General features: G+C 72.7%; 22 protein-coding genes. 10 read left to right on the top strand and 12 right to left on the bottom strand.

Annotated features, from left to right (window positions below):
- Window positions 1–3 precede the first annotated feature (3 nt).
- Window positions 4–177, bottom strand: a complete 174-nt coding sequence (locus AC5L30_RS20450) for a hypothetical protein (protein ID WP_494869135.1) — start codon at window positions 175–177, stop codon at window positions 4–6.
- A 157-nt stretch (window positions 178–334) separates the two neighbouring features.
- On the opposite strand from AC5L30_RS20450, the gene AC5L30_RS20445 reads away from it, so the two are divergent.
- Together AC5L30_RS20445 and AC5L30_RS20440 are read left to right on the top strand one after the other, a co-directional pair.
- Window positions 335–967: an alpha/beta hydrolase gene (locus tag AC5L30_RS20445; RefSeq protein ID WP_494869196.1), complete on the top strand. Its 633-nt coding sequence runs from the start codon at window positions 335–337 to the stop codon at window positions 965–967.
- Window positions 968–1191: 224 nt separating this feature from the next.
- The gene (locus AC5L30_RS20440; protein WP_494869134.1) at window positions 1192–2157 is read left to right on the top strand and encodes an alpha/beta hydrolase family protein; all 966 of its coding nucleotides are present in this window, start codon (window positions 1192–1194) and stop codon (window positions 2155–2157) included.
- A 150-nt stretch (window positions 2158–2307) separates the two neighbouring features.
- Here the strand turns inward: AC5L30_RS20440 and AC5L30_RS20435 are convergent, their stop codons facing one another.
- The 3 genes from AC5L30_RS20435 to AC5L30_RS20425 form a co-directional block, all read right to left on the bottom strand.
- Window positions 2308–3270 (bottom strand): zinc-binding dehydrogenase, encoded by a 963-nt coding sequence (locus AC5L30_RS20435; RefSeq protein WP_494869133.1) that lies wholly within the window; start codon window positions 3268–3270, stop codon window positions 2308–2310.
- Between the two features lie 169 nt (window positions 3271–3439).
- Window positions 3440–4618, bottom strand: coding sequence for an NAD(P)-dependent malic enzyme (locus AC5L30_RS20430; RefSeq protein WP_494869132.1), 1179 nt, complete (start codon window positions 4616–4618; stop codon window positions 3440–3442).
- Between the two features lie 145 nt (window positions 4619–4763).
- Entirely contained in the window at window positions 4764–5114 is a 351-nt protein-coding gene (locus tag AC5L30_RS20425) for a S24/S26 family peptidase (RefSeq protein ID WP_494869130.1), read from the bottom strand.
- 84 nt (window positions 5115–5198) lie between these two features.
- Between AC5L30_RS20425 and sodN the strand changes: the two genes are divergently transcribed.
- Genes sodN through AC5L30_RS20410 form a run of 3 tightly spaced genes read left to right on the top strand, consistent with a single transcriptional unit; the run spans window position 5199 to window position 6561 of the window.
- Entirely contained in the window at window positions 5199–5603 is a 405-nt protein-coding gene (gene sodN, locus AC5L30_RS20420) for a superoxide dismutase, Ni (protein ID WP_494869129.1), read from the top strand.
- Entirely contained in the window at window positions 5600–6121 is a 522-nt protein-coding gene (locus AC5L30_RS20415; RefSeq protein ID WP_494869128.1) for a GNAT family N-acetyltransferase, read from the top strand. Before sodN ends, AC5L30_RS20415 begins: the two co-directional genes overlap by 4 nt.
- Before the next feature lie 32 nt (window positions 6122–6153).
- Window positions 6154–6561, top strand: a complete 408-nt coding sequence (locus tag AC5L30_RS20410) for an ATP-binding protein (protein WP_030336681.1) — start codon at window positions 6154–6156, stop codon at window positions 6559–6561.
- 22 nt (window positions 6562–6583) lie between these two features.
- Here the strand turns inward: AC5L30_RS20410 and AC5L30_RS20405 are convergent, their stop codons facing one another.
- Entirely contained in the window at window positions 6584–6973 is a 390-nt protein-coding gene (locus AC5L30_RS20405; RefSeq protein ID WP_494869127.1) for a hypothetical protein, read from the bottom strand.
- Window positions 6974–7016: 43 nt separating this feature from the next.
- Between AC5L30_RS20405 and AC5L30_RS20400 the strand changes: the two genes are divergently transcribed.
- Window positions 7017–7967: a diacylglycerol/lipid kinase family protein gene (locus AC5L30_RS20400; RefSeq protein WP_494869126.1), complete on the top strand. Its 951-nt coding sequence runs from the start codon at window positions 7017–7019 to the stop codon at window positions 7965–7967.
- 449 nt (window positions 7968–8416) lie between these two features.
- Window positions 8417–8674 carry a WhiB family transcriptional regulator gene (locus tag AC5L30_RS20395; protein WP_088950012.1) on the top strand — a complete coding sequence of 86 codons (258 nt, stop codon included), beginning with the start codon at window positions 8417–8419 and terminating at the stop codon, window positions 8672–8674.
- 107 nt (window positions 8675–8781) lie between these two features.
- On the opposite strand, the gene AC5L30_RS20390 is transcribed toward AC5L30_RS20395, so the two are convergent.
- The 5 genes from AC5L30_RS20390 to AC5L30_RS20370 form a co-directional block, all read right to left on the bottom strand.
- Window positions 8782–9567 carry a sirohydrochlorin chelatase gene (locus AC5L30_RS20390; protein ID WP_494869195.1) on the bottom strand — a complete coding sequence of 262 codons (786 nt, stop codon included), beginning with the start codon at window positions 9565–9567 and terminating at the stop codon, window positions 8782–8784.
- Window positions 9564–10325 (bottom strand): phosphoadenylyl-sulfate reductase, encoded by a 762-nt coding sequence (locus AC5L30_RS20385; protein WP_494869125.1) that lies wholly within the window; start codon window positions 10323–10325, stop codon window positions 9564–9566. Before AC5L30_RS20385 ends, AC5L30_RS20390 begins: the two co-directional genes overlap by 4 nt.
- Window positions 10322–10483: an IS1 family transposase gene (locus tag AC5L30_RS20380; RefSeq protein ID WP_124776219.1), complete on the bottom strand. Its 162-nt coding sequence runs from the start codon at window positions 10481–10483 to the stop codon at window positions 10322–10324. The genes AC5L30_RS20385 and AC5L30_RS20380 overlap by 4 nt, the downstream gene beginning before the upstream one ends.
- The gene (locus tag AC5L30_RS20375) at window positions 10480–12192 is read right to left on the bottom strand and encodes a nitrite/sulfite reductase (protein ID WP_494869124.1); all 1713 of its coding nucleotides are present in this window, start codon (window positions 12190–12192) and stop codon (window positions 10480–10482) included. Before AC5L30_RS20375 ends, AC5L30_RS20380 begins: the two co-directional genes overlap by 4 nt.
- Before the next feature lie 292 nt (window positions 12193–12484).
- Window positions 12485–13396, bottom strand: a complete 912-nt coding sequence (locus tag AC5L30_RS20370) for an ArsR/SmtB family transcription factor (RefSeq protein ID WP_494869123.1) — start codon at window positions 13394–13396, stop codon at window positions 12485–12487.
- A gap of 62 nt (window positions 13397–13458) precedes the next feature.
- Here AC5L30_RS20370 and AC5L30_RS20365 point away from each other — a divergent pair, with 62 nt between their 5' ends.
- On the top strand, window positions 13459–14484 hold the full coding sequence (locus AC5L30_RS20365) for an aldo/keto reductase family protein (protein ID WP_494869122.1): 1026 nt from the start codon (window positions 13459–13461) through the stop codon (window positions 14482–14484).
- A 36-nt stretch (window positions 14485–14520) separates the two neighbouring features.
- Window positions 14521–16029, top strand: coding sequence for a glycosyltransferase family 39 protein (locus AC5L30_RS20360; RefSeq protein WP_494869121.1), 1509 nt, complete (start codon window positions 14521–14523; stop codon window positions 16027–16029).
- Between the two features lie 63 nt (window positions 16030–16092).
- On the opposite strand, the gene AC5L30_RS20355 is transcribed toward AC5L30_RS20360, so the two are convergent.
- Entirely contained in the window at window positions 16093–17685 is a 1593-nt protein-coding gene (locus AC5L30_RS20355; RefSeq protein ID WP_494869120.1) for a histidine kinase N-terminal domain-containing protein, read from the bottom strand.
- 25 nt (window positions 17686–17710) lie between these two features.
- On the bottom strand, window positions 17711–18742 hold the full coding sequence (locus AC5L30_RS20350) for an SIS domain-containing protein (RefSeq protein WP_124776247.1): 1032 nt from the start codon (window positions 18740–18742) through the stop codon (window positions 17711–17713).
- 189 nt (window positions 18743–18931) lie between these two features.
- On the opposite strand from AC5L30_RS20350, the gene AC5L30_RS20345 reads away from it, so the two are divergent.
- Window positions 18932–20773 carry a tetratricopeptide repeat protein gene (locus AC5L30_RS20345; RefSeq protein WP_494869118.1) on the top strand — a complete coding sequence of 614 codons (1842 nt, stop codon included), beginning with the start codon at window positions 18932–18934 and terminating at the stop codon, window positions 20771–20773.
- Window positions 20774–20778 lie beyond the last annotated feature (5 nt).

Raw genomic sequence — 20778 nt, 5'->3', positions numbered from 1 at the left:
AGATCAGCCGGTCGCCAGCCAGGCGACGAGTGCCACCAGCACCACGACGACCACTGCCGCACCGATGATGAGCGGCAGGCGGGACGGGGCCTCCGTCGACGCCGCAGCCTCCGTCGTCTGGTTGAAGGCGCGGAACGCCTCGGTGTTGCCGCTGGGGTCCGTGTAGTTCTCAGGCATGTCGGTGACCCTAGCGAAGCTGGTCACGCGGCACCGTCCCTGGCCCACGGCGTCCCGGGGGTGGACCCGGCCGGCGGAGGTGACCCGACCGGGTGGCGGGTGCACCCGAGCCGGACGGCGGGGCCGCTACGCCCGCCCGGGCACCTACCGTGGCACGATGGGGGCGGGCCGGCTGATGGCCGTACTGGTGACAGCGCTGCTGGCTGGTTGTGCGCCGGCCACGGCCGTGGCCGGCGGGGCCACCGGGCCGGTGTCGGCGCGTCGGGCGCCCGAGGGGTTGTACGCCGTCGGCGTGCGTACGCTCACCCTCGATCCGCGCTCGGCGCGCCCCCTGCCGGTGACGATCTGGTACCCGGCGTCGACCGATCAGGTGGCGGCCGGGCGGTTCCCGGTCGTGATCTACAGCCACGGCCTGGGCAGCCTGCCCGAGCTGCACGCCGGCCTGACCACCCGTTGGATCGTGATCGCCGGGGGTGGGCTGCCGGGCAGCTTCGCCGGGCCGGCCGCGCCGATGCTCTTCGTGCACGGCACAGCCGACCCGGTGGTGCCGGTGACGGTCGGCCGGGCGGCGTACGCGCGTACCCCTGGGCCGGCCGCGTTCCTCAGCCTGCTCGGCCAGGACCACGGCGCGTACCTGACGCCGGGCCACCCGGGGTTCGCCCCGGTGCTCGCCACCACCACCGATTTCCTGCGCTGGGCCCTCTACGGCGACCGGGCCGCCGGTGCCCGCCTCCCCACCCACGCCCGCTCCCCCACCCTGACCCGCTACGAGTCCCGCCCGGCCCACTGACCCGGCCGACGCACCCGCTGCCCGCCGGGGATGCTCCGGAACGAACCAGTACAACCCCAATGCCGCCTTCCCCCCGCGCGCACTGACCGACACCGCACGACGGCGACGCCCGCTCGCCGAACCTGCCGCGGCCTGATACCAGCCACGCGGCGCTGGGTGAGCGGGCGGGCACACCGCGTCGAAGTCCACCGGGCACGTCTGCGGGGCAAGGCACAATCGGATTCATGCCACGTCGCGTCACCCCCGCCCTGCTAGCCAGCGCCATGCTCATGGCCGGTCTGGTCGGCTGCTCGGCGGACGCCAGAAAGACCGAAGGTCAGCAGGCGCCCGTCGAACCACCGCCCGCCGCCACGCCGACACCGCAGGTCCCCGCCGGCAAGGCCCCGCAGCGCGCCTTCGGGGTCGGCGTACGCCAACTGAAGCTGAATCGGGACGGCCGCGCGCTGCCGACGACGCTCTGGTACCCGGCGGCCGGGCAGTCCGGTGGCACGGCCAAGCGGTCGGCGACGGCGGCGGAGGGCCGGTTCCCGGTGGTGATGTTCAGTCACGGCCTGGGTGGGCGGCCGGACGACTACGCCACGCTGCTGACCCGCTGGGCGGCGGCGGGCTTCGTGGTGGCCGCGCCGACCTTCCCGCACACCTCCCGGGGCGCGGACAACAACGTCCTCGACGTGCTCAACCAGCCCGCCGACGTGTCGTACGCGTTGGACCAGGTGCTGGCGTTGGACGGCAAGGCCGGCGACGCGTTGCGCGGCCGGTTGGACGGCGAGCGGGTGGCCGCGGCCGGGCACTCGGCGGGCGGGGTGACCACCATCGGCCTGTTCACCGCGAGCCGGGACGAGCGGCTGGACGCGGGTGTGGTGTTCGCTGGCACGGCGCTCGGCGTGGGCACCGCGTTCGCCGGTGCGGCCGCGCCGCAGTTGTTCGTGCACGGTGAGTTGGACGAGGTCGTCGAGTACGCGGCGGGCAAGGCCGCGTACGACAAGGTGCCCTGGCCGAAGGCGATGCTGAGCCTGCCCAAGGGTGACCACGGGCGGGCGCTGCTCAGCGACGGCGCGACGCTGCGGGTCGTCTCGGACACGTCGGTCGAGTTCCTGCGCTGGTCGCTCTACGGCGACGCGGACGCCAAGAAGCGCATCCCCACCGACGCGACGCGTGGCGACATCGCCACCTTCGACGACCACCTCTGAGGCCCGACCGCGCCGACCAGCGCCGGCCGTTCAAGATCGCGCCGGCCGCTCAGGATCTCGCAGTAACCAGGAAACAGTGGCCTCCTCACGACGCGGAGGCCACTGTTTCCATGATCTTGTGCGATCTTGGGGCGCAGCGCGCGACGCGCGTCAGGCCGTGTGGTCGATGACCACCTTGCCGAAGGCGTCGCCGGAGTGCAGTCGGGCGAAGGCGTCCTCGACCCGGCTGAACGGGATGACGCTGTCCACCACCGGGCGCACCTCGTTGTCCGAGCAGAACGCCAGCAGCTCGTACAGCTCGCCGGGCGTGCCCATCGAGGTGCCCAGGATCTCCAGCTGCATCGCGAAGACCCGGCGCAGGTTGACCGACGGCTCGTGCCCGGCGGTGGCGCCGGAGACCACGATCCGGGCCATCGGCGCGGCCGACTTCAGCGAGTGGTCGAAGGTGGCCGCGCCGACCGTCTCGATCACCACGTCCACCCGTTCCGGCAGCCGGGCACCCGGTTCGAAGGCGGTGGCGCCGAGCGCGGTGATCCGCTCCCGCTTGCTGGCGTCGCGGCTGGTCGCGTACACCCGCTTGCCCATCGCGACGGCGAGCGCGACGGCCGCGGTGGCCACGCCGCCGCCCGCGCCCTGGACCAGCACGCTGTCGGCGTCCGCGACGCGGCCCTTGGTGGTCAGCATCCGCCACGCGGTGAGCCAGGCCGTGGGCAGGCACGCCGCGTCGGTCGCCGCCATGCCGTCGGGCAGCGGGATCAGATTCGATCGGGGTACGGCCACCCGCTCGGCGAGCGTCCCGGAAAAGTGCTCGGAGAGGATGGAGACCCCGCGCGGGTCACCCGGTGTGACGACCACCGGGTACACGACCACCGGGCGTCCCTCCGGGTCCAGTCCGACCGCGTCGCAGCCCAGGATCATCGGCAGTTGGGCCTCGGTGAGACCCACCCCGCGCAGCGACCAGAGGTCGTGGTGGTTGAGCGAGGTGGCCCGCAACTGCACGGTCACCCAGTCGTCGGCCGGAGGGGTCGGCTCGGGCCGCTCGCCGACGGTGAGCGCGGCGAGCGGGTCGGCGTCGTCGAAGCGGGAGGCAAAGGCAGCACGCATGATCGGCACGGTAACAAGCTGAGCGCTCGTTAAGAAGCCGTGCGCACAGGCCGGCGGGCCATGCGTGCGCACAAACCGGCGGCGGGTGCGGCGCCGGAGCGCCCCCGGCCCATGCGTGCGCACAGGCCGGCGGCGCATGTCGCGTCGGAGGGGCTCCGGCCCATGCGTGCGCGGCCCGCTAGCGGCGGGCGACGCCGTCGCGGCGGGCAGCTTCGGCGACCGCCTCGGCCACGGCCGGCGCGACGCGCGGGTCGAGCGGGGAGGGGACGATCGCGTCGGCGGTCAAGGAGTCCGCCACCACGCCGGCGATGGCGTCCGCGGCGGCGACCTTCATCGCCTCGGTGATCCGGGTGGCACCGGCATCCAGCGCACCGCGGAACACCCCGGGGAAGGCCAGCACGTTGTTGATCTGGTTGGGGTAGTCGCTGCGCCCGGTGGCGACCACCGCGACGTGCCGGGCGGCCACCTCGGGGTGCACCTCGGGGGTCGGGTTCGCCAGCGCGAACACGATCCCGCCGGGTGCCATCCCGGCCACCGCCGCCTCGGGGATCTGCCCGCCGGAGACCCCGACCAGCACGTCCGCGTCGCGCAGCGCCTCGGTGATGTCGCCGTGGCGGCCGTCGGCGTTGGTGCTCGCCGCCAACTCGGCCTTGGCGCCGGTCAGCTCGGTGCGGTGCCGGCCGATGATTCCCTTGGAGTCACAGACCACCACCTGGTCGGGGTTGACGCCCCCGGCGATCAGCATCTTCGTCACGGCCACGCCGGCCGCGCCCGCGCCGCTCACCGCCACCCGCAGGTCACCGAGCTTGCGGTCGAGCAACGTCGCGGCGTTGCGCAGCGCGGCGAGCACCACGATCGCGGTGCCGTGCTGGTCGTCGTGGAAGACCGGGATGTCCAGCGCCTCGTCGAGCCGACGCTCGATCTCGAAGCAGCGCGGCGCGCTGATGTCCTCCAGATTGATTCCACCGAACGAGGGGGCCAGCGCCCGCACCACCGCGACGATCTCGTCCACGTCCTGGGTGTCCAGGCACACCGGCACCGCGTCCACCCCGGCGAACTGCTTGAACAGCACCGCCTTGCCCTCCATCACCGGCAGCGCGGCCCGGGGGCCGATGTTGCCCAGCCCGAGCACGGCCGAGCCGTCGGTGACCACCGCGACCGTGTGCGACACCCAGGTGTAGTCGTCCACCAGGGCCGGGTCGGCGGCGATCGCCTCACACACCCGGGCCACACCCGGGGTGTACGCCAGGGAGAGGTCCTCCCGGCTGGTGAGCGGCACGGTCGAGGTGACGGCCATCTTGCCGCCCCGGTGCAGCAGGAAGACGGGATCAGCGGGGTCCACGGTGGACGAAGACATGGTGGTGACTCCAGGATCTGTCGAGCAGATGTGAGGCGGCCTGCCCCGCCGCGAGGTGGGCGGCGAGCGGTGGCACGCGGTGCGGGGGGTCACCCGGGCACTTTCCGAGCATAGTGTCGGCACCACCCCTCGGATGTGAGCAGGGTCATAACTGGCGACGAGGTACCCGTCCGGGACGCGGCCAGTAGCGGGCCACCACCCGTCCGCGTACGTCGGCCACCCCGTACGCCCGGGAGTCGTCGGTGATCAGGTCGTTGTCGCCACGCAGCCACCAGCCGCCGTCCTGCGGCCGGACCGCACGCTTCACCACCAGCAGATCGGGCCGGGTCCGGAAGACCGCGACCACCACGTCGCCGGGCCGGATCGGGCGGCCACCGGGGCGCACTAGCACCGCGTCGCCGTGCCGCAGAGTCGGCGCCATGGACGGTCCGGTCACCAGAACGGCGGTCAGCGGTCTCCGCAACCGGGCCGCCTCAGCCGGGTGATCGGTGCCCACTGGTTTCACCTCCACCCGGTTCGGGGAGCATTCCCAGGAGTAATGTCGCCTTTGATCATCGCAAACTTCCCATGGAGGATCCCGATGCGACTTCCGCGCATCCTTGCGCCCCGCGTCACCGCGAGCGCTCACTGCGACCTGCCGTGCGGTGTCTACGACCCGGCTCAGGCCCGGATCGAGGCCGAGTCGGTCAAAATGATCTGCGAGAAGTACCAGGCGAACACCGACCCGGAGTTCCGCACTCGCGCCGTCATCATCAAGGAGCAGCGCGCCGAGCTGGTCAAGCACCACCTCTGGGTGCTCTGGACCGACTACTTCAAGGCCACCCACTTCGAGAAGTACCCGCAGCTCCACCAGCTGTTCAACGAGGCCACCAAGCTCGCCGGCGCCGGTGGCGTCAAGGGCAGCCTCGACCCGGCCACCGCCGACAAGCTGCTCGGAAAGATCGACGAGATCTCGAAGATCTTCTGGGAGACCAAGAAGGCGTGACCTCACCGGTCAGCCCGACGATCCGGCCGGCACGTCCCGAGGACGTGCCGGCCGTCGTCGCCATGGTGCACGAGCTGGCGGAGTACGAACGCGCCCCGGAGCAGTGCCACCTCACCACCGAGCAGCTCGCCTCGGCCCTCTTCGGTCCCGCTCCGGCGCTCTTCGGTCACGTCGCGGTGGACGAGCACGACGAGCCGGTGGGCTTCGCGCTGTGGTTCCTCAACTTCTCCACCTGGGCCGGCGTGCACGGCATCCACCTGGAGGACCTCTACGTCCGGCCGGCGGCCCGGGGCACCGGCGCCGGTCGACTGCTGCTCGCCACGCTGGCCGACATCTGTGTCCGGCGCGGCTACCGGCGGCTGGAGTGGTGGATGATCGACTGGAATCCGGCCGCCGGCTTCTACGCCTCGATCGGTGCCGAGCAGATGAGCGAGTGGGTTCCCTACCGGCTCAGTGGCGACGCGCTGCGCGAGCTGGCCGACCAGGCCACCACCGCAGGCACGCGTACGGGCGACTGACCGGGTAGAGTCCCCGACCGGGGGGATGAGGCGTGACTCAACTGACTGGCCAGCCAGCGACCGACGATGACGTGGTGCACCTCACGGTGCCTGCCGACGGCGGTTACCTCGGCGTGCTTCGCACCGCCACCGCCGGTCTCGCGGCCCGGTTGCAGTTCGCGCTCGACGAGATCGAGGATCTGCGGATCGCGGTCGACGAGGCGTGCGCCATGTTGCTCGCCATCGCCACCCGCGACGCCGAGTTGGAGTGCCGCTTCGCGGTCACCGAGGACGCGCTGACCGTCGAGGTGACCGTGCCGACCGTGCGCGGCGCCACCCTGCCCGCCGAGTCGTCCTTCGCCTGGAAGGTGCTCACCGCGCTGACCACCTCGGCGTCCGCCACGTCCGCCGACGGTCGGGCCACGATCGCGCTGCTCACCCGCCGCTCAGGCGGCTACTGACCGACCCGACGCACCGGCACGGTCACTCGAAGCCGAGGGCGCGGGTCGTTGGAGGGCAGATCAGCAGCCAGGCCACGCCCAGGCCGAGCGCCATCAGCGGCACGCCCAGCCAGCCCAGACCAGCCTGGATCATGAACCACCCGATCGGCAGCAGCATCAACTGAAGCACGATCGCGGGGGCCCGTGCGCCCGCCTGACGGCGCAGCAGCGCGCGGCCCAGGGCCCAGAGCACGACGGCCGCCCCGATGGCGAACACGGTCACCAGCAACGCCGCCAGCAGGTCGGTGCGGGTCGCCGTGAGGTCGGCCCAGACCAGCCAGACGGCGATCAGCCCGACGGCGGCCGCCTCTGCCCACAGCAGCCGGACCGCCCAGCGGAGCGTGACGGGGATCCGGTCCGAGTCGATGGTCACGCGCGCCACGATACCCGGGCTGCCGAGAGGTACAGTGCCGCCCATGCGGGCCGTCCTGGTGGTCAATCCGAAGGCCACCACAACCAGCGAACGCAGCCGGGACGTGCTCGTCCGGGCGCTGCGCAGCGAAGTCGATCTCAGTGTGCGCTACACCCGTCGGCGTGGGCACGCCGTGGCGTTGGCCCGGGAGGCAGCCGCGGAGGGGGTCGACCTGGTCGTCACCCTGGGTGGCGATGGCACGGTGAACGAGGTGGTGAACGGCCTGATGACGGCCGAACCGCCGAGTCGCGCCGGCGACGTCCCGCTGGCCGAGCGACTGCCCGCGCTGGCAACCGTCCCCGGTGGCTCGACAAACGTGTTCGCCCGCGCGGTGGGTCTGCCCCGGGAGTGGCCGGAGGCGACCAGCATGATCCTGGAAGGGCTGCGGCTGGGCCGGAGCCGGACGGTGGGGCTGGGCCTCGCCGACGACCGCTACTTCACCTTCTGCGCCGGCTTCGGCCTGGACGCCGCGGTGATCCACCGGGTGGAGCAGGCCCGGCGGAAGGGGCGGGTGTCCACACCGTCGCTCTATCTGCGCTCGATCATGAATCAGTACTTCTTCGCCTCGGACCGGCGGCACCCGGCGATCGTCCTGGAGCGTCCGGGCGAGCTGGCGGAGGCCGAGTTGGCCACCGTCATCATCCAGAACACGGCGCCCTGGACGTACCTGGGCGACCGAGAGGTCAACCCGAACCCGGCGGCGTCGTTCGACCTCGGGCTGGATGTGCTGGCGTTGCGTCAGCTCCGGGTGGCTAGCACAACACGCACGGTGACGCAGTTCCTGTCCCGGCAGCCGAATCCGCGTGGCCGACAGGTGTTACGACTCCATGACACGGCGGAGTTCACGCTGGTCTCCAGCCGCCCGCAGGCGTTCCAGCTGGACGGGGACTATCTCGGCGAGCGGGAGAAAGTCAGATTCACCTCCGTTCCCGCCGCACTGAGAGTAATCTGCTAGGTCTCGGGTACTGCCCTTGGTCGACCCGGTGGCCAGAACCGATCGACATGGCCGCCGCCACACCGAGGGGCAGGTGCCGGAAATGTCAGCAATGTCACGCGCACTGTACTATATTGATCCTCGGCTGTGGCACGGCGGGTAACCAGGAAAGCACTGGAACCCGGACAAATGGGTTGTGGGCTTGCTCACCGCCCGGAGTTTTTCCGAGCGTCACCCTTGACATCGCGACTGTTCGTGAAAGTATTCACAAGCGGACTTGAGTTACCGGGACATTGCCTGGATATGCTCGTCAGGTTGAGCTGTTCCAGCAGGTCCCCGGCGCTGAACGCCTGCTCACGCACTGCCGAATGGACGGACGCTAACTGTCACCATCGGCACTGCGGATGCATATAGGAAAAGCACGACAAGCAATTGTTCGCCACCCATCCAGAATGAGGAGTGTTGCCGCCATGGACTGGCGTCACCATAGTGTCTGCCGCGACGAGGACCCAGAGCTGTTCTTCCCGATCGGGACGTCTGGACCGGCTCTGCTGCAGGTCGAGCAGGCCAAGGCCGTCTGCAGGCGCTGCTCCGTGACCGACCAGTGCCTGCAGTGGGCACTCGAGTCTGGTCAGGACGCCGGCGTCTGGGGCGGAATGAGCGAAGAGGAGCGGCGCGCCGTCAAGCGGCGCGGCGGTCTCCGGGTGCTGCGCGCTCACTCCGCCTGATCCCCAACGACACAGCTGTACGCCCCGGTGGGTTCGCCCGCCGGGGCGTTCCGCTGTCCGGCACCGGATCACGCGCCGGCAGCACCGGATCACCGTGCCGGCACGGGTCACCCCGTCGGCGCCAGCACGGGCCGGTCGTCGACCCGACGCAGCACCAACTCGACCAGCTCCGGTGCGTCGGTCAACGGCGCGGCGACCGCCACCGCGCCCGCCGCCCGGGCCGCCTCGGTCACCGCGTCGTGGAACAACCCCGGTGCCAGGAAGTACGCGGCCACCGCGACCCGGCGCGCGCCGGACGCCCGCAACCGGGACACCGCCACACCGGCCGCCGGTGGAGCCGCCGACGCGTACGCCACCCGGCAGGGCACCCCGAACTCCACGCCGAGCGCATCGGCGGCCCGACCCACCGAACGGCGCGCCCGCGCGTCCCGGGTGCCCGCCGCCGCCAGCACCAACGCGTCGAAGCGGCCCGGACGCGTCTCACCCAGCCGACGGCACAGCCCGGCCAGCAGCCCAGGATCGGGCGTGTCGTCCGCCGGGCCGAGCACATCGGTCACCCGTACCGCCAGCGGTGGCCCGGACCGCCCCGCTGCGGCGACCGCCGCCGGAATATCCACCCGATGGTGGTAGGCGGCGGTCAGCAGCAGTGGCACCAGCACCGCCCGCCGGTGACCGGCCACAGCCAGGTCGCGCAGCACCTCGGTCGGCCCCGGCTCGGTGTGATCCAGCCAGCTCGCCCACACCGGGGTGCCCGGCCGGGCCGCCGACACCGCCCGAGCCAGCGCCCGGGTGGCATCGGCCGCTCGTGGATCACGGCTGCCGTGCGCGACCAGCACCACCGGGTCCGCCCCGCCGGCCGCATCGGGGCCGGTCAGGGTCGCCGGGGAGGTCAGACGTGCAGCCCGCACTCGGTCTTCTCGAACATGGCCCACCGGCCGGCCCGCGCGTCCTCGCCGGCCTTCGTACGGCGGGTGCACGGCCAGCAGCCGATCGACCCGTAACCCTGCTTGAACAGTTCGTTGACCGGCACGTTGAAGCGGGCGATGTAGGAGTCCACATCCTGCTGCGACCAGGCCGCGATCGGGTTGACCTTGACCTTGCCGCGGCGGGCGTCGAAGGTCACCACCGGCGTGTTGGCCCGGCTCGGCGACTCGTCCCGACGCAGACCGGCGGCCCAGGCGTCGTACCCGGTCAGCGCCCGCTCCAACGGCTCCACCTTGCGCAGCTGGCAGCAGTCGTCCGGCGACTTGTTGAACAGCCGGGGGCCGTACTGACCGTCCTGCTGACCCACGGTGAGTCGGGGCCGGATCGACCGGACGTTCACCGGCAGCGTCCGGGCGACCTCGTCGCGTACCCGCAGCGTCTCGGGGAAGTGCAGGCCGGTGTCGAGGAAGACCACGTCCACCCCGGGGGCCACCCGGGACACCAGGTGCGCCAGCACGGCGTCGGCCATCGAACTGGTCACACAGAACCGGTCACCGAAGGTCTGCGCCGCCCAGCGGGCGATCTCCAGTGCCGGGGCGCCCTCCAGGTCCCGAGCGGCCCGCTCGGCCAGGGCCCGCAGCTCGTCCGGGCTGCGCCGGGTCGGGTCGGCCGGCGTCGAGCCGCCCGGGCCCACCAGGCGCAGGCTCGCGGCCGAGACGAGACTCATGAGGTCACCGTCCGACTGAGCAGCCCGGTGAACTTCACCGAGAAGACCCGGGTGCAGGCGTGGCACTCCCAGGCGCCGTGCCCCGCCTCGTGCGGCCGCAGGTCCTCCTCGCCGCAGTACGGGCAGTACAGAGGTGCCGCTCGGTTCTCGCTGCTCACCGCAGTTCCTCCTCGTCGACTCTGATCACCCAGTTGGCGAACGTCTCGCCCGCGCTCCGACCGGCCAGGTAGCGACGGGCCAGCCGTTCCACGTACTCCGGAAGCTCCTCGGCGGTGGTCTTCAGGCCGCGCAGCTTGCGGCCGAAACCGGCGGTCTGCCCCTGGGCCATGCCCAGGCCGCCGCCCAGGTGCACCTGGAACCCCTCGACCTGCCGGCCGTCCGGGCCGACCACCAGTTGACCCTTGAGCCCGATGTCGGCCACCTGCGTGCGCGCGCAGGCGTTCGGGCAGCCGTTGATGTGAATCGAGATGTCCGCGTCGAAGTCGCGCAGCCGCTGCTCCAGCCGGGCCACCAACTCCTCGCCACGGGCCTTCGTCTCGACGATGGCGAGCTTGCAGTACTCGATGCCGGTGCAGGCCATCGTGCCGCGCCGCCAGGCCGACGGCCGGGCCTCCAGACCGATTCCGCGCAGCGCGTCGACCAGCGACTCCGTCCGCTCCGACGGCACGTCGAGCACCAGCAGCTTCTGGTACGGGGTGAGCCGCACCCGGTCGCTGCCGTGCGCCTCGACCACGTCGGCCAACTGGCTGAGCTGCGCGCCGGAGACCCGCCCGACCACCGGGGCGGCGCCCACGTAGTGCCGCCCGTCGGCCTGCTCGTGCACGCCCACGTGGTCGACCGGCTTGGACGGCAGGATCGGCGCCGGGCCGTCGAGCAGCGTACGGCCGAGGTAGTCCTTCTCCAGGACCTCGCGGAAGCGCTCCACGCCCCAGTCGGCCACCAGGAACTTCAACCGGGCCCGGTTGCGCAGCCGACGGTAGCCGTAGTCGCGGAAGATCCCGACCACTCCGGCCCACACGTCCGGCACCTCGGCCAACGGCACCCAGACGCCGAGCCGCTTGGCGAGCATCGGGTTGGTGGAGAGACCCCCGCCGACCCAGACGTCGAAGCCGGGCCCGTGCTCGGGGTGGTCGACACCGAGGAAGGCGATGTCGTTCGACTCGTACGGGGTGTCCACCAGCCAGGAGATCGACGTCTTGAACTTGCGGGGCAGGTTGGAATACTGCTTGTCGCCGACGTACCGGGAGACGATCTCGTCGATCGCCGGGGTCGGGTCGAGCAACTCGTCGCGGGCCACCCCGGCGACCGGGCTGCCCAGCACGATCCGCGGGCAGTCGCCGCATGCCTCGGTGGTCTGCAGGCCGACCGACTCCAACCGACGCCAGATCTCGGGCATGTCCTCGACCCGGATCCAGTGGTACTGGATGTTCTGCCGGTCGGTGATGTCGGCGGTGTCCCGCGCGAACTCCCGGGAGATGTCCGCGATCACCCGCAGCTGGGCCAGGCTGAGCTGGCCACCGTCGATGCGGACCCGGAGCATGAAGAACTCGTCCTCCAGCTCGTGCGGCTCCAGCACGGCGGTGCGCCCGCCGTCGATGCCCGCCTTGCGCTGGGTGTAGAGGCCCCACCAGCGGAACCGGCCCCGCAGGTCCTGCGGGTCGATGGAGGCGAAGCCGCGGTGCGCGTAGATGGTCTCGATGCGGGCCCGGACGTTGAGCGGGTCGTCGTCCTTCTTGATCCGCTCGTTGGGGTTGAGCGGCTCGCGGTGGCCGAGCGCCCACTGACCCTCACCCCGCGGCCGGCGCGGCGCTCGGGTGGGGCGAGCCGTCGGGTCCTCGGAACGGGCCGGGATGCTGCTGACCGCCATCGCGGCGTCCTCCGTTGTCTGCTGTGCCTCTGGGTACGCGGGGCGCGGCGGCCGGCCCGGCGAAGCGGGCGGGACAACGGTGTCTTCAGACAGCCGGCGCGGAGCGCGCCCGAGACAGAATGGTCGGGCGTCGTCAGTAGGCCGGACAGATCGCGCTGCGCACGCGGCCGTAATCGACGTGGCGACGTGCCACGAAGCGGCGGACGACTGCGGCGGTCATGGGCCCATGCTGCCACACCCCAAGTGGCCCGGCCAATGTCCGCGTGCTGGATCCCACATCACGGGCCGGGGGTCACCCGACCAGCTGGTCACCGAGGATAGTTCGGGCATAACGCACCACCCGCCCCTGTCGTACGCCGACGATCAGGCCGTTGTCCCGAAGCGTGGTGAGGTGGTGCGACGCCGTCGCCGGCGCGAGACCCAGCATCGCGGCCAACTCCCCGGTGCTCAGCGGCGAGTCGAGCAGGGAGAGCGCCGCCGCCCGGGTACCGCCGAGCAGGGCACCCAGCGCCGCGCTGGGCGGCGGCGAATCCCACAGCCCGCCCAACCCGGTGGGCGGATAGCAGAGGGCGGGCCCGGCGTCGCCCTCCATGATCGCGTGCACCGTCGGCCCGGAGAACGCGGTGGGCAGCAGCGTCCACGGGCGTCCGTCCAAACCGGTCGGCCGGGTCGTGCCGACGGCGACCCGCAGCGCCGCGCCGTCCCACCGGATCAACGGGTGCAGCTCGCGCAGCAAAGTACGGCCGCCCTGCTCGGCGGCGAGCAGCGTCCGACGCCGGATGTCGGCCAGCGCGAGCGCCCGCAGCCGGGGCCAGTCCGGTGCGATCAGCAGGGTGAAGTACCGGTGGAGTTGCGCGACCAACTCGTCCGGGGCCAGCCGGGGCGCGCCGGCCCGCTCCAGTTGCCGCCGTACCCGGGACGGGTCCGTGCCGGCGACCGCCCGCAACTCGGCGGCCAGGTTCGGTGCCACCCCGATCGGGGTGAGGAAATCCGGCACGTAGCCGTTGGACGACCTGAGCACCGCCAACAGTGGTTCCAGGCCGGCATCCGGCAGCAGCCGCTCCGCGCGTTCCCGCCACGAACGGTGCATCCAGTACTTCGCCGGTTTGCGCAACGCCCAGGAGCTGGCCACCAGCTCGGCCAGGGGCGAGTGCACGAACCGGACCCGGCTCAGGTCGTCGGGCGAGAACCGAACCTCGATCACCCACGGATTCGACCACGATCGAACGGTTCGGCGACAGCGCGGGGCGGCCCGACGATCCTCATATGGAGTACAGGCAACTGGGCCGGTCGGGCCTGCGCGTCAGCGCGGTCGCGTACGGCAATTGGGTCACCCACGGCAACCAGCTCGACGACGACGCGGCGGCCGCGTGCGTGGCCGCCGCCCTGGACGCGGGCATCACCACGTTCGACACCGCCGACCGGTACGCCCAGGGGCGGGCCGAGGAGGCGTTGGGCAAGGCGCTGAGCGGCGTCCGGCGCAGCTCGATCGAGCTGTGCACGAAGGTGTTCCTCCCGGTCGGGCCGGGGGCCAACGACGCCGGGCTTTCCCGCAAGCACATCACCGAGGGCTGTCACGCCTCGCTGAGCCGGCTGGGCACCGACTACGTCGACCTCTATCAGGCGCACCGGTACGACGACAGCGTGCCGCTGGAGGAGACGATGCTCGCCTTCGCCGACCTGGTCCGCCAGGGCAAGGTGCTCTACGTCGGCGCCTCCGAGTGGACCGCCCCGCAGCTACGCGCGGGCCTGCGGCTCGCCGCCGAGCTGCACATCCCGTTCATCGCCAACCAGCCGCAGTACTCCATGCTGTGGCGGGTGGTGGAGGCCGAGGTGTCACCCGCCTGCGCCGACCTCGACCTGGGCCAGCTCGCCTGGTCGCCGCTCGCGATGGGCGTGCTGACCGGTCGGTACGAGCCTGGCCAACGTCCGCCCGCCGGTTCCCGGGCCGCCGACGGTTTCGGTGGCTCGTTCATCGCCCGCTACTCCTCGGATCTGCTGCTCTCCCGGGTACGCCAGCTCCGACCGATCGCCGAGGCCGCCGGCTGCACGATGGCCCAGTTGGCGGTGGCCTGGGTGCTGCGCCGGCCGACGGTGGCGGGCGCGATCGTCGGCGCGTCCCGGCCCGAGCAGCTCACCGAGACAGCCAAGGCCGCCACGGTACGGCTCGACGACGAGCTGATGGCCCAGATCGACGCCGTTCTCGACGAACTCGTGGAGCGCGATCCGGCGAAGACCGCCCGGCCGAACGACGTGATGCCCGCCTGGCGCCCACCACCTGCGGCCGGCTGACGCCCACGCAGGGGGTGGCCGTGGCAGGCTCGGACCGTGGGGCAATTGTCCGAGAGGTCGGCCGGGGCGACGTGGAAGGACCTGCGCCGCCTACCGGTCTGGCTCCCCCCGGCACTGTTGACCCTGGCGGTGACCCTGACCGGGCTGGGCTCCGCCCAGCTCTGGCGCGACGAGTTGGCGACGTGGAGCGCGGCCACCCGGTCGCTCGCCGACCTGGCCCGGCTGGCCGGCACCATCGACGCCGCCACCGGGCCGTACTACCTGCTGATGCACGGCTGGACCAGCGTCGTCGGCGACTCCACGATCGCCCTGCGCGTACCGGCCGTGTTGGCGATGACAGTGGCCGCCGGGCTGCTCGCCGTGCTCGGTGCACGACTCGTCGACCGGCGCGGCGGCCTCTTCGCCGGGCTGCTGTTCGCGGTGCTCCCCGGCACCTCCCGCTACGGTCAGGAGGCTCGCCCGTACGCGCTGGCCACCATGCTCGCCGTGCTCGCCACCCTGCTGTTGGTGACCGCGTTGCGCCGACCGAGCTGGGCCCGTTGGGCCGGGTACGCCGTCGCCGTCGCCGCCCTCGGGCTGATCCACCTGATCGCGCTCACCCTGCTCGCCGCCCACGCGCTGGTCGTCCTCATCGTCTGGTGGCGCGGCCCGGCCCCGGCCGGCATCGCCACCCCGGCGCACCCCGACGCCGAACGGGACCGGCGGGTGTGGCGGTGGCTGGTCGCCGTGGTGCCGGTCGCGCTGCTGGCCGGCCCGCTGCTGATCAAGGCCCGAACCCAGCAGTCCCGGCAGTTGAACTGGGTCCACCTGGCCCGGCTGGACGACCTGACCGCGCTGCCCGGCGGTGTGGCCCAGAGCAGTGTGGTCGGTGGGCTGCTGGTCGGGGTCGCCGCGCTGGGCGCGGCCCGGCTCGGGCGACGCGCCCTGCTGCCGGTCAGCGCGGTGCTGCTGCCCGTACTACTGCTCTTCGCCGCCGGCACGGTCGTACCCCTGTGGGTGCCCCGGTACCTGGTCTTCGTGGTGCCCTTCGCGTGCCTGCTGGCGGGCGCGGCGCTGGCCGCCGTGGCCGCACCGGCCGCGCTCGTCGTGGTGATCCTGGCCGGGCTGCTCGGCCTACCCGACCAGGCCGCGCTGCGCCGGACCCACGAGTGGCCGCGCAGCGCGCCGGTGGACTACGCCGGAGTGGCTCGGGTGATCGGCGACGGTCAACGACCGGGGGACGCGGTGATCTACTCACCCCGGCACAGCTGGCTCTTCCTCGACCTCGGCATCGAGTACCACCTCGGCGACCCACCACGTGACGTGCTGGTCACCGAGGACGAGGTCCGCCGCGGCGACCTGTGGGCCGCCGAGTGCCGCCAACCAGCCCAGTGCCTGGCCGGTACGACACGGCTCTGGCTCGTCGTCTCCGGCCGGCACGCCGAGCCGCTGACCGCCGTGCCCGATGCCAAGGGCGACGCGCTACGCACGGGCTTCACCGTCACGCAGGTCTGGCAGCGCCCCGGCCTCACCGTCGCCCTGCTGACCAGCCGCCCCGACCGCTGACCAAGCTGCGGCCGGTCGCCTCGCGCGGGCGGTCCGCGGACACGGGCGGGCGCGGCGTGGCGGTCATGCCTGCGAGCGACTCTCGTGGGCGCTGCGGGCCAGCGGGACGACCAGCACGGCCTCGGTGCCACCGTTGGCGCCGGCCCGCAGTTCGATCGTGCCGCGCAGCTCCCCGGTGATCAGAGCTCGGACGATCTGGAGGCCGAGCCGGCTGCCGCGTTCGGCGTCGAAGTCCGGGGGTAGGCCGCGCCCGTTGTCGGTTACCGAGACGTGCAGCATCTTGCGGAAGCGGTGGGCGGAGACCACCACCTCGGGTCGCAGCGACGGGTCGACCTCGGGCGCGGCGACGGGGACCATGCCCGAGGCGCCGGGCACCGGGGCCTCCTCCGCCTCGTCGGCCGGCGGGAAGCCGTGCTCGACGGCGTTGAGCAGCAACTCGTTGAGGACCATCACCAGCGAGGTGGCGATCTCCGCCGGCAGTACGCCGAAGCTGCCCCGCCGCCGCATGCCGACGCTCACCTCGGTCGCCGCGACCTCGGTGGCCGCGCTGGCCACCCGGTCGACGATGCCGTCGAACTCCACCGCCTCGTCGCTCGACATGGAGAGCGTCTCGTGCACCAGGGCGATCGAGGCGACCCGACGGACCGATTCCTCCAGCGCGACCCGGGCCTCCGGCATGGACACCCGGCGGGCCTGCAACCGCAGCAGCGCGGCCACCGTCTGGAGGTTGTTCTTCACCCGGTGGTGGATTTCCCGGATGGTGGCGTCCTTGGTGATCAGCGCCCGGTCCCGGCGGCGGACCTCGGTGATGTCGCGGACCAGCACGAGTGCTCCGATCGGCACCCCGGCCGGCATCAGCGGCAGCGCCCGGGTGAGCATCGTGGCGCCTCGTGCGTCGATCTCCCGCCGGGGTGGCGCTTCACCGCGCAGCGCGGCCAGGATCCCGTTCGACGCCTCGGTGCCGTCCAGCGGATCACCCGCCAGCCGGCGGTGCAGCGCGGCCAGGTCCTCCCCCACCAGGTGGGAGGCGTAGCCCAGCCGGCGGTACGCGGACTGCGCGTTCGGGCTGGCGTAGGTGACCTTCCCACCGGCGTCGAGCCGGACCAGGCCGTCGCCGACCCGGGGGGCCGAGGTGGTCTCGCCCGGATGCCTCGGCGGCGGGAAGGTGCCGTCGGCGATCATCTGCGCCAGGTCGTCGGCGGTGGTGAGGTAGTTGAGCTCCAGCTGGCTGGGCGTACGCGCGGTGGAGAGGTTGGTGTCCCGCCCCACCACGGCGATCACCTCGCCGGCCTCCCCCTCGGCGGTACGCAGCCGGACCGGGATCGCCTCGTGCCGGGCCGGCACGTCGCCGTACCAGACCGGGTCGCCCTCGCGCCAGATCCGGCCCTGGGAGTACGCCACCCCCAGGTGAGCCACCTCCGACCCGCCGACGATCCGACCCACCTGGTCGTCCTGGTAGGCGGTCGGTGCGGTGGTCGGACGAACCTGGGCGACACAGAGGAACGTGCCATCGGCGTCGACCGGCACCCAGAGAAGCAGGTCAGCGAAGGACAGATCGGAGAGCAGTTGCCAGTCGCCGGCGATCCGGTGCAGGTGGTCGATGTCGGCCGGACGGAGATGGGTGTGCTCCTCGGCGAGGTCGCGCAGCGTGGACACGGTGACCAGGGTGCCACGCCGCCCCTCACATCGTCGCGGTGACCTTCTTCAACCCGCGCGGCGCGTCCGGGTCCTCGCCTCGGGTGAGCGCCAGCGCCAGCGCCAACCGCTGCATCGGCAGGATGTCCAGCAGCGGGGCGTACCGCTCGTCGACCTCGGGGACGGCCAGCCGGGTGGCGCCCGGCACGTCGGCGGAGCCGACCACCACGACGTCGGCGCGGCGTTCGCCGAGGCGGGGCAACACCTCACCCATCGACCGGCCGCCGGGGCCGGAGCCGACCACGGCGAGCACGGGGACCTCCGGGTCGGTCATCGCGAGCGGGCCGTGCAGCAGGTCGGCCCCGGAGAAGGCGAGCGCCGGCAGGTACGAGGTCTCCATCAGCTTCAACGCGGCCTCCCGGGCGGTCGGGTAGGCGTACCCCCGGCCGGTGGTGACCAGCTGGCGGGCGAACCGATAGCGCGGGGCGAGCTGGGCCGGGGTGCCGTCGGCCAGGGTGCGGGCGGCCAGCTCGGGCAGTGCGTCGAGCGCCTCCCGTTCGGCCTTCGGGAGCACGCCGTCGCCGGCCCGGATCCCCTCCACCAGCATCAGCAGGGCGAGCAGCTCGGCGGTGTAGGTCTTGGTGGCGGCCACCGCCCGCTCGTGCCCGGCGGCGATGTCGACGCTCAGCTCGGCCACGTCGACCAGGGGAGAGTCGGGGGCGTTGGTCACGGCGAGGGTCAGCGCCCCGGAGGCTCGGGCGGCCCGCAGCACCTCGGCCAGGTCGGGCGAGCCGCCGCTCTGGCTGACCCCGACGACCAGCGCGTCGGACAGGTCGGGGCGGGCCCCGAACAGGGTGACGACGCTGGGCGAGGCGAGCCCGGCGGGCAGGCCGAGCCGGATCTCGGTCAGGTAGGCCCCGTAGAGGGCCGCGTGGTCGGAGGTGCCCCGCGCGGTGAAGACCACGTGCCGTGGCCGACGTTCGGCGATCACCGCCGCCACCCGGGCGATCTCGGCGGCGTTGGCAGCGGAGAGCAGGCGCGCGTAGCCGGCCGGCTGCTCGTCGATGTCGGCGGCCATTCCAGCCCCTGCACGTGTCACGGTAACCCTTCCCCCTGCGCGGTTGCCGCGCGATTCTTGCTCAGTCTTGCACTTTTAAGCGTATCTCAGCAATCGAACGAGCAGGACTGCGCAGGTGATCACCAGTTGATCTCAATATCAACTAAGCTTTACCCGCTGCACCCGGTCTACCTGCCACGAGAGGACGACGTGCCCGAGGGAACGGACGATCCCGCGCTCTCCGCGACGGAGGAGCTGGCGCTGGCCCGGCTGGCACTCGACGAGGGCGACCTGCACCACGCCGCCGGCCACCTCGCCGGCGCGTTGGCCCAGGCCCCCACCCTCCCGGAGGTGCACGAGACGCTGGCCCGGCTCGCCGCGACGAGCGGCGGTGGCCTCGACCTCTTCCCGATCAACCACCACACCTTCGTCGGTGCGGTGGTCGCCCGCGCCCACCTCCTCGCCACCGCCGGCCGCCCCGCCGAAGGGCTGGAGCTGCTGGCCGCGGCGACGGCGTACTCGCCCGGCACCGAGTGGGCCGGCGTGCCCTGGGTCACCGCGCCCGAGCTGGCCGAACGGCTGGACCCGGAGCACATCGCCCGCGTCCTCATGCAGGTTTGCGCCGCGCTGCCCGACCCGGTGCCGCGGATCGGCCGGGGCCCGCTGACCCCGTACCTCACGCTCGCCCGCAACGCGGCCACCGTGCACCCCGAACACGGCCTCCTGCTGGGCGCGGCGTCCGCGCTGGCCCGGCGCCTCGGCGAGGTCGAGCTGGCGGTCCGCTGGGCCACCCGAGGGGTACGCGCACAACCGTCGAAGATGGGCGAGGTGTGGCTCGGGTACGCGTACCGCAGCTCGGGCCGGACCCGCGACGGCCTCGCGGCCCTCGGTCGGGCCGTCGAGCTGGACCCCGACGACCTGGCGATCTACGCGGACATCGCCGGCACCCTGGCCGAGATCGGCCGGTTGGACGAGGCGTTGGAGTGGACCGAGCGGGCACTGGCGCGCGATCCGTCGTTCGACTGCGCGGTACACACCGCCCACCGCCTGCGGCACCTGCGCGACGGTGACCTCGCCCACCTGGTCGCGCTCGCCGACTTCGTGCGGGACCACCCGGACGACAGCCACGAGCACGGCGACCTGGCCCAGTGCTGCCGAGGCAAGCCGTGGCTCGGCCAGCTCACCCCGGCCGGCGGGCCCCTGGTCGACGCCCTGCGCCAGGCGGTGGCCGACGACGACAACGGTCTCGGCGGCGCCGTACGCCTACCCGCCGCAGCCCCACCCAGCGCGGTCGGCACGGCGATCTCCACCGCCCCCGGGCTGCGGATCGAGGTCGTCGGCGCGCCGGAGCCCGACCCGCGCGAGCCACGACGGGCGTCCGCTCAGCGGTTGTGGCACTACGCGGACACGGTCCCCACGCCCGCGCTGGCGGCGCCCTCGGCGACGGCGGTCGAACGGATCGGGCAGATCGCCCATCCGGCGTGGGCGCACCCACCGGCGGCCTACGACGCGGCGGTGGGCCTGGCCGGCCTCGACCTGGGCGATCTACTCGGCCTGCTGGTGCACCCGCCGGCGGCGCCGGCCAACGCGGTGGGTCGGCTGCTGGCCGCCCACGACCCGTCGGTCTGGGTCCGTGGGGTGCAGGTGTGGGCCTGCCTGGGGCTGCTGCACCACCGCACCGACGAACCGTGGGACGGCTCGACCCGACGCCGGGTGCTGCTCGATCTGATCTGGGGCGTCGAGGACTGGGTCACCGAGGCGGCGCTGTTCGCCCTGGTCACCGCCGCCTGGGTGGACCCCTCGGTGCGGTCGGACGTGGCCCGGGTGGTGGCGGAACGGCTGGCCGACGCGGCTGCGGTGGCACGGACCCGGCCGGTCCCGATCGCCGCGTCGCTGGCTCACCTGGCGCTCGCCGCCCCGCAGCTGGACCCGGCGACCGCGGCGCTGGCCACCGAACTGCTGGACGCCCACTCCCCTCGGCTTCCCCGCCCCCGCAACCCCCTGCGTCGCCTCTGGCAACGTCTGATCAGGGGCGCGCCGCGCCGACCGTGACGGTC

It is taken from the genome of Micromonospora sp. BQ32 (assembly GCF_059358895.1).
Note: the sequence above shows the minus strand (reverse complement) of the source record. Positions and strands in the feature narration are given on the sequence as shown.